At 66.1% G+C, this 16,223-nt stretch carries 14 protein-coding genes; 4 read left to right on the forward strand and 10 right to left on the reverse strand.

What is annotated here, in order from left to right; genetic code table 11:
- Positions 1-120: 120 nt before the first annotated feature.
- Complete coding sequence (locus IFT65_RS02835; RefSeq protein WP_192079981.1) at positions 121-855, reverse strand: SDR family oxidoreductase; 735 nt, start codon at positions 853-855, stop codon at positions 121-123.
- 105 nt (positions 856-960) lie between these two features.
- Between IFT65_RS02835 and IFT65_RS02840 the strand changes: the two genes are divergently transcribed.
- On the forward strand, positions 961-1,863 hold the full coding sequence (locus tag IFT65_RS02840; protein WP_192079982.1) for a LysR family transcriptional regulator: 903 nt from the start codon (positions 961-963) through the stop codon (positions 1,861-1,863).
- A gap of 189 nt (positions 1,864-2,052) precedes the next feature.
- On the opposite strand, the gene IFT65_RS02845 is transcribed toward IFT65_RS02840, so the two are convergent.
- Entirely contained in the window at positions 2,053-2,850 is a 798-nt protein-coding gene (locus tag IFT65_RS02845; protein ID WP_192079984.1) for a helix-turn-helix transcriptional regulator, read from the reverse strand.
- 71 nt (positions 2,851-2,921) lie between these two features.
- Between IFT65_RS02845 and IFT65_RS02850 the strand changes: the two genes are divergently transcribed.
- The 3 genes from IFT65_RS02850 (at position 2,922) to IFT65_RS02860 (ending at position 5,435) form a co-directional block, all read left to right on the forward strand.
- On the forward strand, positions 2,922-4,148 hold the full coding sequence (locus tag IFT65_RS02850; protein WP_192079985.1) for an MFS transporter: 1,227 nt from the start codon (positions 2,922-2,924) through the stop codon (positions 4,146-4,148).
- A gap of 140 nt (positions 4,149-4,288) precedes the next feature.
- Positions 4,289-5,065, forward strand: a complete 777-nt coding sequence (locus tag IFT65_RS02855; RefSeq protein ID WP_192079986.1) for a HipA family kinase — start codon at positions 4,289-4,291, stop codon at positions 5,063-5,065.
- Entirely contained in the window at positions 5,043-5,435 is a 393-nt protein-coding gene (locus IFT65_RS02860; protein WP_192079987.1) for a DUF3037 domain-containing protein, read from the forward strand. Before IFT65_RS02855 ends, IFT65_RS02860 begins: the two co-directional genes overlap by 23 nt.
- A 232-nt stretch (positions 5,436-5,667) precedes the next feature.
- On the opposite strand, the gene IFT65_RS02865 is transcribed toward IFT65_RS02860, so the two are convergent.
- The 8 genes from IFT65_RS02865 to zipA form a co-directional block, all read right to left on the reverse strand.
- Positions 5,668-6,159: a transposase gene (locus tag IFT65_RS02865; RefSeq protein ID WP_342365835.1), complete on the reverse strand. Its 492-nt coding sequence runs from the start codon at positions 6,157-6,159 to the stop codon at positions 5,668-5,670.
- 410 nt (positions 6,160-6,569) lie between these two features.
- Positions 6,570-9,281 carry a DNA gyrase subunit A gene (gyrA, locus tag IFT65_RS02870; RefSeq protein ID WP_192079989.1) on the reverse strand — a complete coding sequence of 904 codons (2,712 nt, stop codon included), beginning with the start codon at positions 9,279-9,281 and terminating at the stop codon, positions 6,570-6,572.
- A gap of 189 nt (positions 9,282-9,470) precedes the next feature.
- Complete coding sequence (gene mtnA, locus IFT65_RS02875) at positions 9,471-10,535, reverse strand: S-methyl-5-thioribose-1-phosphate isomerase (RefSeq protein ID WP_192079991.1); 1,065 nt, start codon at positions 10,533-10,535, stop codon at positions 9,471-9,473.
- Between the two features lie 20 nt (positions 10,536-10,555).
- On the reverse strand, positions 10,556-11,254 hold the full coding sequence (locus tag IFT65_RS02880; protein WP_192080147.1) for a DUF3011 domain-containing protein: 699 nt from the start codon (positions 11,252-11,254) through the stop codon (positions 10,556-10,558).
- A 132-nt stretch (positions 11,255-11,386) separates the two neighbouring features.
- Positions 11,387-12,331: an EF-P lysine aminoacylase EpmA gene (gene epmA, locus IFT65_RS02885; RefSeq protein ID WP_192080149.1), complete on the reverse strand. Its 945-nt coding sequence runs from the start codon at positions 12,329-12,331 to the stop codon at positions 11,387-11,389.
- Positions 12,332-12,336: 5 nt separating this feature from the next.
- Positions 12,337-12,819 carry a GNAT family N-acetyltransferase gene (locus tag IFT65_RS02890; protein ID WP_192079993.1) on the reverse strand — a complete coding sequence of 161 codons (483 nt, stop codon included), beginning with the start codon at positions 12,817-12,819 and terminating at the stop codon, positions 12,337-12,339.
- A 49-nt stretch (positions 12,820-12,868) separates the two neighbouring features.
- Positions 12,869-15,334, reverse strand: a complete 2,466-nt coding sequence (gene ligA / locus IFT65_RS02895; RefSeq protein ID WP_192079995.1) for an NAD-dependent DNA ligase LigA — start codon at positions 15,332-15,334, stop codon at positions 12,869-12,871.
- Between the two features lie 143 nt (positions 15,335-15,477).
- Positions 15,478-16,218, reverse strand: a complete 741-nt coding sequence (gene zipA / locus IFT65_RS02900; RefSeq protein ID WP_188326925.1) for a cell division protein ZipA — start codon at positions 16,216-16,218, stop codon at positions 15,478-15,480.
- Positions 16,219-16,223: the final 5 nt, after the last annotated feature.

The following is a 16,223-nucleotide window of genomic DNA, read 5'->3' on the forward strand; positions in this document are numbered from 1 at the left end:
GCTGCTGTTGGCGCGCTCGCCGTCCCGCATTCCGCCGAGCATGGCTCGGCGCTACCAGGGCTGCGGTCTCCATTTCGTGCGGGCTGCGGGTCTCGGTTCCTCACAGCGTACGTGCGGAAATCAATGCGGACTGGCGGTCGGACGGACGATGATCTCACTGGTATCCACATCAGCCGGCTGCGCCACCGCAAACGCGATCGCACGTGCCACTGCTTCGGCCGGGATCGCCGTCGCGCGGAACGCCCTCATTTCCTCGCGGCCCTGCGCATCGGAAATACTGTCCGCCAGTTCGGACGTGGTGACCCCCGGGCTGATGGTGGTCACCCGTATCGACGGACTCTCCTGCCGCAACCCCTCGGAGATCGCCCAGACCGCGTACTTGGTTGCGCAGTAGACCGCCGCCGTCGGTGAAACCGCATGCGCCCCGATGGAGGCAATGTTGATCACCTGCCCATGGCCCTGCGCCTGCATCTGCGGCAGCACCGCTGCGATCCCGTGCAGCACCCCGCGGATGTTGACGTCGATCATGCGATCCCACTCATCCAGCTTCAACGACGCCAACGGGGACAGCGGCATGACCCCTGCGTTGTTGATGATCACGTCCACCCGCCCGTAGGTCTCCACGGCACACTGGACGAAATCCGCCGTCTGCGTTCGATCGGTGACATCCAACGCCAGCGCCATCGCGGTTCCGCCGGCAGCCTGGATCTCGGTCACCAGCGCCTGCAACCGATCGATGCGGCGCGCCCCCAGCACCACCGTCGCGCCCTGCTGCGCAAGCAGCCGCGCGGTGGCCTCGCCGATCCCGCTGCTGGCCCCGGTGATGAGCACGATCTTGTCCTGAATCTGGTTCATGGCGAACTCCTGTGGTGACTTCGTGGAAGAGCAGCCACCCTACGAGCGCGGCAGTGTCCAGAGAACTCCCCGCCCGCTGGACAGAGTGGTTAGTATCGGTAACCAATGGACACCGATCTCAACCTGCTGCGCCTGTTCCTTGCCGTTGCCGAGGGAGGCAACTTCCGTGCGGCGGCTGACCGCCTGGGCGTGACCCGCTCTGCGGTGAGCCAAGGCATCCGGCGACTGGAGGACGGCCTGGGCATCGCGCTGGTGCAGCGCTCCACCCGCAGCGTGCGGCTGACCGAAGCCGGCGAGCGGCTGCTCGGCCAGATCGCCGCGCCCTTGAACCTTGTTGCCTCGGCACTCGAAGATGCCGCCAGTGTGGGCGAGCCACGCGGCCTGCTGCGCGTTGCAGTGACCTCCATCGCCGAGCGCTTCCTGTCCGGGCCGCTGATATCCGACTTCCTGCAGACGCATCCCGGCATCACGCTGGATGTCACCGTCACCGACGCGCCATCGGACATCGTGGCGGCCGGCTTCGATGCGGGTGTGCGGCTGGGTGAGGTGATCGAACAGGACATGGTGGCCATCGCGCTTACCGGTCCACAGCGCGAGGTCGTCGTCGCCTCGCCCGGCTATGTCGCGGAGCATGGCGTTCCCACGCATCCCGGCGAGCTCTCCCGCCACCGCTGCATCGGCTGGCGACCCGCGCCGGAAGCAGCGCCCTATCGCTGGGAGTTCGCCGAGGGCGGCCGCGCGTTCGACGTCACCGTATCCCCGCAGCTGACCACCAACGACATGTTGCTGATGGTCCGTACCGCCCTGTCCGGCGGGGGCATCACCTTCGGCATGGAAGAAACCTTCGCCCCGTATATCGCGCGCGGCGAACTGGTGACGATGCTGGACGACTACCTGCCGCCCTTCCCGGGCTTCTTTCTGTATTTTCCAAGCCGCCACAATCCGCCGGCGAAGCTGCGCGCACTGATAGACCACATCCGCGCCCACACCCCGGCAGCCGACGGGTAGAGCTCACGGGTAGAGCCGACTTCAGTCGGCTGCACCGAACCAGCCGGCTGAAGCCGGCTCTACCAAGCGCTGCACCCACCCCGCCCGGGTAGAGCCGACTTCAGTCGGCTGCACCGAGCCAGCCGGCTGAAGCCGGCTCTACCAATAGCGGCGCCGGCTGAAGCCGGCTCTACCAACGGCGGTAATGCGTCAGCGAAAAAACTGGCTCGGACTGAGGCCGAACCGCTTCTTGAACATGCTGGCAAACGCACTGGGGCTGTCATACCCCAATGCCAGGGCGACATCGATCACCTTGCCGCCCTGCGCCAGCCGTTCCAACGCACGCAGAAGGCGCGCCTGCTGCCGCCACTGCCCGAACGTCATGCCCAACTCGCGCGCGCACAGACGCTGGATGGTCTTGACGTCGATCTGCAGGCGCTGCGCCCAGTCCTGCAGGGTCGAGACATCGTGGGGCGTGCGCTCCCAGTGGCGTGCAATGCGCCGCAGGCGTGGATCGCGGGGTTCGGGCAGGTGCAGCGGCAGCACGGGAAGGGTCTGCAATTCATCAATGATCAACTGCATGAGCCGGCCGTCACGGGAGTCTGGCGCGTAGGGCTGGGGCACCTCGACCGCGGCGTGGATCAGCGCGGCCAGCAATGGGGTGATCGACACGGTGGACGCCTCGGCGGCCGCATGCGGCATCGCCTGTGGCGCGATGTACAGGCTGCGCATGCGCACCGGCCCCAGGCAATCGACCCGATGCCCGACCCCGGCAGGCATCCAGATCGCGCGCGTGCTGGGCACCACCCAGCGACCCGTGCCGGCATGCACCACCAGCACCCCGCTTTCGGCATAGACCAGTTGGTGCCGATCCGGGTGATGGTGCAGCGGGATGACGGTATCGGCCTGATAGTTGCGCGCTCGGCAGGACACCGCCGTGGACAGGCCTATCGGCAGGGGACGTCCCTGACCGGCGGGCGCCGAGCTGTCCTTTTCTCGATGATCCATGACCATATCGCGCGGGAGGGACTTCGGCGGCGACTTTACCATGCGGCTCCCCCCGCTGATGCAGCGCGCCCATGTCCAGCACCACCCCTTCCTTGTCATCCTCCGTCGCTGCACCGCGCCGTCGCCTGATTGGCGGCGTCCTTGCCGCGATCACCGGCTCGCATCTGGTCAACGACATGATGCAGTCGCTGATCCTGGCGCTGTATCCGATCCTGAAGGGGCAGTTCCATCTCAGCTTCGCCCAGATCGGCCTGATCACCCTCACCTACCAGCTGACTGCGTCGCTGTTCCAACCGCTCATCGGGCTGCGCACGGACCGTCGTCCCGCCCCCTACTCCCTGCCCTTCGGCATGGTGTCCACGCTCTGTGGTCTGCTGTTGCTGGCCTATGCCCCCAGCTTCACGCTGGTGCTGGCAGCTGCCATGTTGGTGGGTATCGGGTCGGCGATCTTCCACCCTGAATCCTCGCGCATCGCGCGCTTGGCTTCTGGTGGTCGGCATGGCCTGTCACAGTCGGTGTTCCAGGTCGGCGGCAACACCGGCACCGCGATCGGTCCGTTGCTGGCGGCGGCAGTGATCGTTCCCAACGGGCGTACCAGTGTGGCGTGGTTTGCCGGCGCAGCGCTGATCGGCATCGCACTGCTGACCTATGTCAGCCGGTGGTATCAGCAGCACTTGGCCAGCGTGGCAGCGGAACCACAGCGGCCGCGTTCCGCAGACCCTGCCGCATCGGCGGAGGTGCTTCCTGCCCGCACGGTGCGCTGGGTGATCGGCATCCTGCTGGTGCTGATCTTCAGCAAGTACTTCTACATCGCCGGCCTGAGCAGCTACTACACGTTCTTCCTGATACAGAAGTTCCATGTGTCCGTGCAGAGCGCACAGATGCATCTGTTCGCGTTCCTGCTGGCGTCTGCTGCAGGCACCTTGATCGGCGGTCCGGTGGGCGACCGCATCGGCCGCAAGCCGGTGATCTGGGCCTCCATCCTCGGCGTGGCGCCGTTCGCCCTCGCCCTGCCGTATGTGGACCTGGCATGGACCGGCGTGCTGGCGGTGATCATCGGCTTTGTGCTGTCTTCTGCGTTCTCGGCGATCCTGGTGTATGCGCAGGAACTGATGCCGCATCGCATCGGCACCGTGTCCGGCTTGTTCTTCGGCTTCGCCTTCGGCATGGGCGGACTGGGCGCCGCCGTGCTCGGCGTGCTGGCCGACCACACCGGTATCGTGCACGTGTACCAGCTGATCTCCTTCCTGCCGCTGCTCGGCATCGTCGCCGCTCTGCTGCCGAACCGCCGTGCATGACAGCGTAGAGCCGACGTTAGTCGGCTGCTCACACCCCGTTCCCTCCGCCCACTCCGCCGAGCACGGCTCGGCGCTACCTGGGCATGCTTGGATCATCGCCCTTGCGGTAATCTTGCGGTCCCCCGCCCAAGGAACCTGCCGTGCGCACCGTGCACGCCCTGCGTTACGTCACCCCGCTGCGCGAAGGGGGATCGCTGCCCGCCATCGTCGAGACCGACGATGACGGGATGGTGGTACTCAAGTTCCGCGGTGCCGGGCAAGGCCCCAAGGCGCTCATTGCCGAACTGATTGCTGGCGAGCTTGCCAGAACGCTGGACCTGCCTATTCCGGAGATCCTGTTCGTCGAGCTGGACCGCGAGTTCGCCCGCACCGAACCCGATCCGGAAATCCAGGAACTGATTCGCGCCAGTGAGGGGCTGAATCTGGGAAGTGATTATCTTCCCGGGGCCATCAATTACGATCCTGCGGCCATGCCCGTCGAGGCGGATCTGGCTTCGCGCATCGTCTGGTTCGATGCGTTCACCAGCAACGTGGATCGTACTGCGCGCAATCCCAACCTGATGGTCTGGCATCGCAAGCTGTACCTGATCGACCATGGTGCAGCGATGTACTTCCACCACGACTGGGACAGTGCGGGTGAAGCCTGCACGAAGCCGTTCGTGCTGATCCGTGACCACGTGCTGTTACCGTTTGCCTCATGCATTGCCGATGTTGACGAGGCGTTGGCGGCGCGCCTGCCGCCGCAGGAGATCGAGCGCATCGTGGCCCTGGTGCCCGATGCCTGGCTGGTCAACGAGCCGGCTTTCCCGACCCCGGCGATGTACCGACAAGCTTACGTCGACTATTTCGTCCATCGCCTGCGCGTCCGCGCCGCCTTCGTCCAGGAGGCCATCCGTGCCCACGCTGCACACGTATGACTACGCGGTGATCCGCGTGGTACCCCGGGTCGACCGCGAGGAGTTCATCAATGTCGGTGTGATCGTGTCCTGCCCCGGCGCCCAGCACCTGGAAGCCGCAATTGAGATCGATCCGGCGCGCTTGCGTGCATTCGCACCGACGCTGGAACTTCAGGACCTGCAGCCGTGGTTGGACGCCATCGTGGCCATCTGCCGCGGCGACGCCAATGCCGGACCGATCGCACAACTTCCGGCCCGGGCCCGTTTCCACTTTCTGACGGCAAAACGCAGCTCAGTGGTGCAGATGTCGAGCACGCATGTCGGCCGTACCGCCGACCCGCTGGGGGTGGTGGATCATCTGCTGAAGAAGATGGTGCGGGTACCGACCTAGGCGCCAACGGCAGCCGGCTGAAGCCGGCTCTACCGATGCGGCCGGTGGGGGTAGAGCCGACTTCAGTCGGCTTCCGTGACAACGCGCGGACGGCCGGCGGGGGGGGTAGAGCCGACTTCAGTCGGCTTGTGTGACCGCGCGAACGGCCGGCGGAGGGGTAGAGCCGACTTCAGTCGGCTTGCGTGACACCACGCGGACGGCAGCGGGCTGAAGCCGGCTCTACCTGCTGCGGTCACATTACGGGTGCCTGGGAGTCGTCTATTTCTTGGAGCGTCCATCGGCACCAGGTGTGTGGGTATTCGCCGAGGGTGGTGGCGAGACCTGCGCGGATGGGGTTGGCCAGGATGTAGCGGGCGTGCTTGTGCAGCGATGCGTCTGCTCGGACGGCGTGGTCGTGATACCCCGGTTGCCATATCGCGCCGCCCCCGCCTCTCTGCCGATTGATCTGCAGACTGCTCCGCCCTTTCATGGATTGCATGCACTGCGCCAGCGATCCTTGCTGCAGTTGGAAGAGCCAGTGCAGATGGTCTGGCATGGCAACCCATGCGAACGTACTGGTGACGCCTCGGACGTCGAGCGACGCGATGACCTCCCTGATGATGGCCGAGTTGGCGGGGTCAAGGAACAGCGGCGCGCGGTGGCGACAGATCGTGGTGACGGCGTAGACGTTGCCGAGGGAAGAGTGGCGACCGAGGTGGAGCCGTGGGCTGGACATGCTGTCCATGGTGGGCAGCACCGGGCGTGCACGGAATCGGGGCACAGCGGTAAGTGGGGTGAGAGATGCACCGTGAGTGGCGACGGCGGGGGGTAGAGCCGACTTCAGTCGGCTGGTTCACTAGTCGGCGAACGGCAGCCGACTGAAGTCGGCTCTACCTGCTGCGGTTGGGCTTCCTGCGGACGGCAGCCGACTGAAGTCGGCTCTACCTGCTGCGGTTGGGCTTCCTGCGGACGGCAGCCGACTGAAGTCGGCTCTACCTGCTGCGTTGGGTTTCCGGCGGACGGCAGCCGACTGAAGTCGGCTCTACCTGCTGCGTTGGGTTTCCGGCGAACGGCAGCCGACTGAAGTCGGCTCTACCGTCTACATGCGGCCGGTGTAACGAAAAACGCCGGCTTGCGGCCGGCGTTCTTCGATCATCACTCCTGCGGTGGCTCGTCGCTTGGCACCGGGGCAGTGGGCGCTTCGGTGGGGGTGTCGACCGCCACGTCCAGCTCCTCCGCTTCGATGAAGGCATCCATCCGCTCGACGGCCTGCAGTTTCTCTTCCTTCGACAGACGAATCAGGGTGACACCCTGGGTGTTGCGGCCGACACGGCTGATTTCCGAGCCGCGCGTACGCACCAGGGTACCGCCGTCGGAGATCAGCAGCACTTCGTCGGCCGGTCCCATCAGCACCGCAGCGACCAGCTTGCCGTTGCGTTCACTGGTCTGGATGCCGATCACGCCCTGCGTGCCGCGACCCTTGCGCGGATACTCCGGCAGCGGCGTGCGCTTGCCGTAGCCGTTCTCGGTGGCGGTCAGGATGAACTGCATGCCGGCCTCGTCACCGACGTCGACCACGACGTCTGCGCTCTCCACGCTGGTGTCTTCGACGGTGCTGTCGTCCTCGATCTCTTCCTCAACGACGCCGGCACTCTCTGCGACGATCAGGCTGACGACTTCCTCGCCCTTGGGCATCTTGATGCCGCGCACGCCGGTGGCGGTGCGGCCCATCGAGCGGACCTTGTCTTCACCGAAGCGCACGGTCTTGCCATTCGATGCGAAAAGCAGGATGTCCCGCACACCGTCGGTCAACCCGACGCCGACCAGGGCATCGCCCTCGTCGAGGTTGATGGCGATCTTGCCGCGCGCAAGACGGAACGCGAACTCACTGAGCGGCGTCTTCTTCACCGTGCCGTTGCGGGTGGCGAAGAACACGAACTGGCCTTCGGTGTACTCGCGCACCGGCAATACGGCCTGCACGCGTTCACCCGGCTCCAGCGGAATCCAGTTGATGATCGGGCGGCCACGGGCATTGGAGCCGGCCTCCGGCAACTGGTGCACCGGCAGCCAGAACACCTTGCCGGCGCTGGTGAAGGTCAGCAGCGTGTCATGGGTGTTGACCAGCCAGAGCTGCTCGATGAAATCCTCTTCTTTCGTCGACGCGGCACTGCGGCCACGGCCGCCACGGCGCTGTGCCCGGTATGCACTGACCGGCTGGCGCTTGGCGTAGCCGGCATGGGACAGCGTGACCACCACGTCTTCCGGCGCGATGAGGTCGAGGATGTCCAGGTCTTCTTCGCTGTGGCGGATTTCGGTGCGTCGTTCGTCGCCGAACTCTTCGCGCACGTTGATCAGCTCTTCGCGGATGACCTCCAGCAGGCGGTCCGGGTTCTCCAGGATGTGGATCAGCCCGGCGATCACTTCCAGCAACTGCTTGTACTCGTCGGTCAGCCTGTCCTGCTCCAGCCCGGTCAGGCGGTGCAGGCGCATTTCCAGGATCTGCGTCGCCTGGATCTCGGTCAGCTGGTAGCCGCCTTCGATCAGGCCCACGCCCTTGGGCAGGTCTTCCGGGCGCGATGCTTCGGCGCCGGCAGCGCCCAGCAGCGAACCCACCAGACCCGGATCCCACACGCGCGTCAGCATGCGCTCGCGGGCTTCGTTCGGATTGGCCGAGCTCTTGATCAGCTCGATCATCTCGTCGATGTTGGCCAGTGCAACGGTCAAGCCTTCCAGCACGTGGGCACGGGCGCGCGCCTTGCGCAGCTCGAACACGGTGCGGCGGGTGACCACTTCACGGCGGTGGCGGACGAACGCCTCGAGCATCTGCTTGAGGTTCATCAACTGCGGACGGCCGTCGACCAGCGCCACCATGTTGATGCCGAACACCGATTCCATCTGGGTCTGCTGGTAGAGGTTGTTCAACACAACTTCCGCCGACTCGCCGCGCTTGATCTCGATGAAGATGCGCATGCCGTCCTTGTCGGACTCATCGCGCAGTTCGCTGATGCCTTCGAGTTTCTTTTCCTTGACCAGCTCGGCGATCTTCTCGATCAGACGCGCCTTGTTCACCTGGTACGGGATTTCAGTGACGATGATGGATTCGCGGCCGTTGTCGGCCACTTCCACGGCCGCCTTGGCGCGGATGCGCACGCGGCCACGCCCGGTACGGTAACCGGCGATGATGCCGGCCGTGCCGTTGACGATGCCGGCGGTGGGGAAATCCGGGCCCGGGATGTATTCCATCAGCCCGTCGACATCGATCTCCGGATTATCGATCAACGCGATGCAGGCGTTGATGGACTCGGTGAGATTGTGCGGCGGGATGTTGGTCGCCATGCCCACGGCGATACCGGCCGAGCCGTTGACCAGCAGGTTCGGGAACCGGGTCGGCATGACCGTCGGTTCGAGTTCCTTTTCGTCGTAGTTGGGCTGGAAATTGACCGTTTCCTTGTCCAGGTCAGCCATGAGTTCATGGGTGAGCTTGGACATGCGGGCTTCGGTGTAACGCATGGCCGCGGCGGAGTCACCGTCGACGGAACCGAAGTTGCCTTGGCCATCGACCAGCATGTAGCGCAGCGAGAACGGCTGTGCCATGCGCACCAGCGTGTCGTACACCGACTGATCGCCATGCGGATGGTACTTACCGATGACGTCACCGACGATACGGGCCGACTTGAAGTAAGGCTTGTTGCTGTGCGCGTTCAACTCATTCATCGCGAACAGCACACGGCGATGCACGGGCTTGAGGCCGTCGCGCGCATCAGGCAATGCGCGCCCCACGATCACGCTCATCGCGTAATCGAGGTAGCTCTTGCGCATCTCGTCTTCCAGATTTACCTGGATGATTTCCTTGGCGGATTCTGCCATTCGGGTTCCGTTGTCTGGTAGCGGTCCAGTCCGTCGCGCCAGCCCTTGCGGAGCGGCAGCGACGGAATCTCGATTAACTGACGGAGTCTACCACAACACAGCCTTTTCCGCCCCTGTTCAGCCGGTTTTTACCCGAAGAAATCAGCAACTTAGGGACCGGTTCGCGATGATCGGAGCGAGCTCGGCCCATCAGCGGCCGAAAGCGGCCTGCATGCTCGCCACCGACGGGGCCAGAATGACGCCGCGCTCGGTGACGATGGCATCGATCAGCTCACCCGGCGTGACATCGAACACCGGGTTCCAGGCGGCGATGCCCTCTGCCACCGTGCGCGTGCCACCGACACCGTACAGCTCACCCGGGTCACGCTGCTCGATCTCGATCTCGGTGCCATCAGCGGTATCCATGTCGACCGTCGAGGACGGTGCCACCACCATGAACTTGACGCCGTGGTGGCGCGCGGCGATCGCCAGCTGATAGGTGCCGATCTTGTTGGCGGTATCGCCGTTGGCACAGATGCGGTCTGCGCCCACGATCACCCACTGCACCGCACCGGTTTTCATCAGGTGCGAGGCGGCCGAATCGGCAATGAGGGTGGCTTCGATACCGTCCTGCTGGAGTTCCCACACCGTCAGCCGGGCGCCCTGCAGCCATGGCCGTGTTTCACCGGCGAACACGCGCGCGATGCGCTCCTGCGCCATGCCGGCACGAATCACCCCGAGGGCCGTACCGAAGCCGGCCGTGGCCAGCGAACCAGTGTTGCAATGGGTCAGCACGCCGCTGCCGGGCTCGATCAGGCCGGCACCCAATGCCCCCATGTGGCGGTTGGCCGCGAGGTCTTCGGTGGCGATCGCTTCGGCTTCAGCCTCCAGCACCTGCTTCCACTGGCCATCGGCTCCGGCCAGCACGCGCCGCATGCGGGCCAGGGCCCACGCGAGGTTGACCGCTGTCGGCCGCGACGCATTGAGGCGTTGCAGCGCAGGCTCCAGCTTCATCAGCGCCTGCGCGCCGTCGTCGGCGTCCACCTCGCGGGCGGCAAGCACGACGCCCCACGCGGCGGCGATGCCGATGGCGGGTGCGCCGCGCACGGTCAGCGCATGGATCGCCGCGGCGACGTCGTCGCTGGTGGTGCAGGCCACGTGCTCCACCACGAAGGGCAGCTTGCGCTGATCCAGCAGTTGCAGGGCATCGCCGGTCCACAGGATCGGACGGATGTGGTCGTAGCGGGCGTAATCGATATCGGTAGGCGCGTTCATGCGCCCATTGTAATGCGCGCTCAGTTCACCGAGAACTCGGCGCGGCAGCCATCGTCCACCCACACCCCGCGCTTGTCCCAACCCCAGCTGCGGCCTTCCACGCAGGGGCTGCCGGACAGCTGGCGGACCATGTTCGCGCCGGTGCTGATGGTGGCCCCGCAGAAGCGTTTGCGCCGGTCCTTGGATTCGCAGGTCAACCGGCGCGGCACGTCGACGAAGCCGCCGCCGTCTTCCGCGCCGATCTCGAAGTCGCCCTCGCAGCCACGGGTGGTCCAGATTTCGTTGCGCCGGTAGCCCCAGCTGTGGCCTTCGCGGCAAGGCATGCGCGAGTTCTGCCGCAGCAGGCGCACCGGCGCCCCTTCCAGACGCACCGGGCAGCTCTGCGGGCGGCCGTTGGATTCGCAACGCACGACGCGGCGCACCAGTCTGGGCGCGGCCCCTTCGACCGCAGGCGCTGCGTTACCGCGCGCGCGGAACTCGCCCCGGCAGCCGAGGGTGACCCACACACCTGAACGATCAGTGCCCCACTCGCTGCCGCGCACGCACGCGTTGTCAGACAGCTGGCGGACCAGTTCAACGCCTCCGCTGACGTCCATATCGCAATGCTTCCACTCCAGATCGCGGGACTGGCAGCGCACCACTTCGCCGGCATAGCCGCCCTGCCCCGGCGCCGCGGCCGCCGAAGGCAGCAACGCGGTCCAGAGCAGCAGCGCGCCCATCGAGGCCCCCGTGCTTGCCAACAGCTTGTTCAACGACAACCCCGCCTGTAATCGCGATTCACTTGCCACCATGCGGCAACCGGCGTGATAAGAGCATCATCACGCGCGCGCCGCAAGCGTAAAACACGTCGTTCAGGCACGGCTGAAATCAAACGCCAGCACGTCGGCGATGCGCGGGGTCTGCGCCATCGCCATCAGCAGCCGGTCCACCCCCACCGCCACGCCTGCGCAGGCCGGCATTGCCGGCAGGGCGGCCAGCAATGCGTCGTCCAGCGGCGGCAATACGTCACCGCGCGCCTGCCTGCGCACATGGTCGGCCTCGAACCGTGCGCGCTGTTCGTGCGCATCGCCCAGCTCGTGGTACCCGTTGGCCAGCTCGACCGGACCGAGATACAGCTCGAAGCGTTCGGCCAGCGCAGGCGTACCGGGGCGGATGCGGGCCAGCGCGGCCTGCGATGCCGGCCAGTCGTGCACCACGGTCATGACCGCGTCGTCGAAACGCGGCTGGATGCAATGGGTCATCAGCAGGTCCAGCCAGTCGTCACGCCCCAGGCCGGCGGGATCGATGGCGATGTCGGCCAGTGGCTGCCGCAACTGCTCGATGCTGTCCTCGAAGGGGTCAACGCCCACGCGCTGCTGGTACAGCGACCGGTAATCGATGACCTGCAGCGTCGCCTGCCGTCCCACCAGCGCGAGCGCCTGATTCACCAGTGCGGCGGTTTCCACCAGCAGTCCATGATGATCCCAGCCGATGCGATACCACTCCAGCATGGTGAACTCGGGGTTGTGCCGCCCGCCTGCTTCCCCGTTGCGGAAAACGCGCCCCAGTTCGTAGCAGTCACCCACGCCTGCAGCCAGCAGACGCTTGAGCGGAAACTCCGGCGAGGTACGCAGCCAGCGCCGGCGCACGCCGGCATCGCGATGGCCGCTGAAATCGGTGTGGAAGCTGTCGATGTTCGGCTCGGTGTTGCCGGCCGCCGACAGGATCGGGGTCTCCACTTCCAGCACAGCGTGTTCGGCGAAGAAGTGCCTGATGAGCGCATTGAGCGCGGCGCGCTGCCGCAGCGCGTGCAGCAAGGGGCTCACAGCACGCCGTCGCGCGGGTGGTCCAGCGGCAGCGTCATCAGGTCGCGCGTGTCGTCGATGTAACCGGTGGCGGTGTACAGGCGGCGCGCCAGCTCGTTGTGGCGGTTCACTTCCAGGCGCAAGCGGCCGACGCCACGCCCGCGTGCGCGCTGCTCGACAATCGCCAGCGCCTGCTTGCCGCGCCCACGGCCGCGTACGCCGGGAGCGAGATACAGTTCATCCAGCAGCGCGAAGTGCCCGCCCTGCTCCAGGCTGAACCCCATCGCGATCACCACATAGCCACCTACCGCGCCGTGCTCGTCCAGCAGCATCAGCACCTCGCCGTTACGGGGATCGGCCAGCAGCGCATCCACGCCACGGCGCACGCGCGCATCATCGAACTCGATCTGGTCTTCGAGGTAGAACGCGCGCATCAGCTCGATCAGCTGCGCCTCGTCGGCACGCGTGGCCAGGCGGAAATCCAGGGGGGCGGTCTGCATGCAAGTCTCCTTCAAGGGGGCGACCGGGCATCGGCCCGGCCTGTATCCGTCATTCGTGTGTGGCAAGGAACGCCAGCAGCTGGTCTTCGTCCCAGACCGGTACGCCCAGCGACTGCGCCTTCTCCAGCTTCGACCCGGCCTCGGTGCCGGCCACCACGAAGCTGGTCTTCTTCGACACACTGCCTGCGACCTTGGCACCCAGCGCTTCCAGCCGCTCTTTCGCCGCGTCGCGGGTCAACGCGGTCAGCGTGCCGGTGAGCACTGCAGTCTGCCCGTCCAGGGGTCCAGCGGCCTGCTGCACCTGCGTCGGCGCCTTCTGCAGGATCTCGCGCATCGCCTGTTCGGCCTTCAACAACATCTCGCCATGGCCTTCGCTGTCCAGCCAGGTAGCCACGGCGCGGGCCGTGTCATCCGGCAGCCCGGCATTGACCAGCTGGCCATGCTCGGCGTCGAGCACGGACTGCGCGTTGCCGAGCGCGGCCACCAGCTTTTCGGCACGCAGCCGGGTGATGCCGGGAATCTCCGCTTCCACCAGCAGCTGTGCACTATCCAGTCCTTCGCGCAGCTTCGCGCTGGGCGGATGGGCATCGGTGATGCGCACCTGACCCACCTGCAGCAGGTCATCGATGGCCTGCTGGTTGCCTGCCTGTTCGAAGAAATGTCCCAGCGAACGTGCTACTTCGCCGCCGATATCCGGCACCCGCTTGAACAGCGGCCACGGCAGGTGGCGGATCAGCTCGAGCTCGCCATACCACTGTGCCAGCGCCTTGGCGGTGCTCTCGCCCACGTGTTCGATGCCGAGTGCGAACAGCAGGCGCTCCAGCGTAGCGTCACGGCTGGCGTCAATCGCGGCGACCAGATTGTCGGCCCAGCGCGTGGCGATCTTCTTCGTGTTCCAGGTAAACGCTACGGGCTGCGCGAGCGCCTGCGCACGCCAGCCTGCATCGCCACCGTCGAGCTTCATCGCGGAATTGAGTACCGCGCTGCTGCCTTCTGGCGGCAGATGCGGCTGATAGCTGGCCGCCAGCGCAGAGGGATCTTCGGCATCGAGCACCAGCTTCAGCTGCAGCAGGGTGTCGCGGGTCAGCCGGTACAGATCGGCGACGCTGCGTACGATGCCCGCATCCACCAGGGTCTCGATGTACTTGCCGCCCAGGCCGTCGATGTCCATCGCGCGTCGTGAGGCGAAGTGCGCGATGGCTTCCTTGCGTTGTGCCGGGCAGCTCAGTTCGCCAGAGCAGCGCCACGCGGCGGCGCCCTCTTCGCGCACGATCTCCGATCCGCAGACCGGGCACACGGTGGGCATGGTCCACGGCACCGTACCGGCAGGTCGGCGGTCGGCGATGACGCTCACCACTTCGGGAATCACGTCGCCCGCGCGGCGCACGATCACGCTGTCGCCAACCCGTACATCCAGCCGCGCGATCTGGTCGGCGTTGTGCAGCGTGGCGTTGGACACGATCACTCCGGCCACAGCGACCGGTGCCAGACGCGCGACCGGTGTGGCGGCGCCGGTGCGGCCGATCTGTATCTCGATCGCCTCGACCGTCGTGCTCTGTTCCTGCGCGGGGAACTTGTGTGCGATCGCCCAGCGCGGGGCGCGGGCGACAAAGCCCATGGCCTGCTGCCCTTCGCGATCATCCAGCTTGTACACGACCCCATCGATATCGAATGCCAGCCCATCGCGGCGCGCGCCGATGTCGCGGTAATACGCGAGCAGGCCCTCGGTCCCGCTCACCACCTTGCACAGTTCGCTGACCGGGAAGCCCCAGCCGTGCAACTGCTGCAACGTCTGCGAATGGGTGTCGGGCAGCTCCCCGCCTTCAACCTGGCCGGTGCCGTAGGCGAAGAAACTCAGCCGTCGTTGCGCGCTGATCTTCGGGTCGAGCTGGCGCAGCGAGCCGGCTGCCCCGTTGCGTGGATTGGCCAGCACCTTGCCGCCCTGCTGTCGTGCGCGTTCGTTGAAGGCCTCGAAGTCCGCGCGTGCCATGTAGACCTCGCCACGTACTTCCAGCACCGCGGGCCAGCCGCTGCCCTGCAGCTGGTGCGGGATGTCACGGATCTGCCGCAGGTTGGCGGTTACGTCCTCTCCCTTGCTGCCATCGCCCCGGGTCGCGCCCTGGACGAAGTGGCCGTCTTCGAAGCGCAGGCTGATGGCCAGCCCATCCAGCTTCGGCTCTGCTGAAAAGTGCAGCGCCGGGCGACGCAGGCGCTCGCTGATACGGCGCACGAAATCGGCAACCTCTTCGTCACTGAAGGCATTGCCCAGCGACAGCATGGGCAGGGCGTGGGTGACTTCGGCGAAGCGCGATGAGGGTCGTCCGCCCACCGTACTGCTGGGCGAATCCGCAGCGGCAAGCTCAGGATGCGCCTGCTCCAGCCCCTGCAACTCACGCATCAGCGCATCGTAATCCGCGTCCGGGATCAGCAGTTCATCGCGCTCGCTGTAGGCCGCATTGGCACTGGCAAGCTGACGGCGCAGCGCTTCGATGCGCTCGGCGGGAGTAACGTTCATGCAGATCCGGTGGGTCTTGGACAGGCAGAGATTCTACCGCCACCGGCCGCCATGACACGGTGCAGTCCGTGATGTGCAGGCGTTTGCAGCGTTGACCCAGGGACGGCGAGCACAGCAGCCCGCCTCCCCTGTCAGCGCCCTGCTTACCAGCGCGGCGTCTTGGTCAGCGGCGGTGCCTGATGCTGGCGGTCGTACGCACGCAGGTCGTCACGGATGTGCGCGATGCGCTGGCGACCCAGCGCATTGCGCCCGTCATCCAGCACCACCGCGTCCAGCAGCTCGGCCATGCGCTGCACGGTCGGCAGCATCTTTTCCCAGGCATCCAGCGCGGTCAGCGGGGCGGGAAGCGTCAGGAAGAAGGCGATTGCCGGGGTCTCCATCTCGCGGATGGTGCCCATGTCGAAGCTACCCGGCTTCATGATGCTGGCCATGGAGAAGATCGGGCCGCGCTCGGGATGGCCTTCAACCAGACGGTGGAACACATTCATGTGGCCGAACACCAGACCGGTCTTTTCCGCCGCCACCACGATGTCTTCGCCGCGCAGCTTTTCACCCGCACGCGCGGCCACGAACAGCGACACGATCTTGTCGAAGTCCTGGCTGGCCCGCTTGCCCAGATCGCTGTTTCCGTGCGGATCCGCGTCGGACAGGCCCAGCTCGGGCTGTTCGCCTTCCATACCCGAGGATGGGAGGCCTTCGCCCTCCTCGCCTGGCACGCCGCCACCCAGCACGGGCTCGCGACGCGCGGATTTGTCCCCACCTGGCTCGCCCTCGACGCGGCGCCCCTGGGTTTTCTTTTTCGGTCGGCCAAACAGGAAGATCGCAGCGATCAACAGCAGGCCGGCAGTGAGGATGCCGATGCGCAGCAGTGCGGTGTCGGACATTCGAG

The organism is Stenotrophomonas sp. CFBP 13725, assembly GCF_014841935.1.
In the GTDB taxonomy this organism is placed as follows: Bacteria; Pseudomonadota; Gammaproteobacteria; order Xanthomonadales; family Xanthomonadaceae; genus Stenotrophomonas.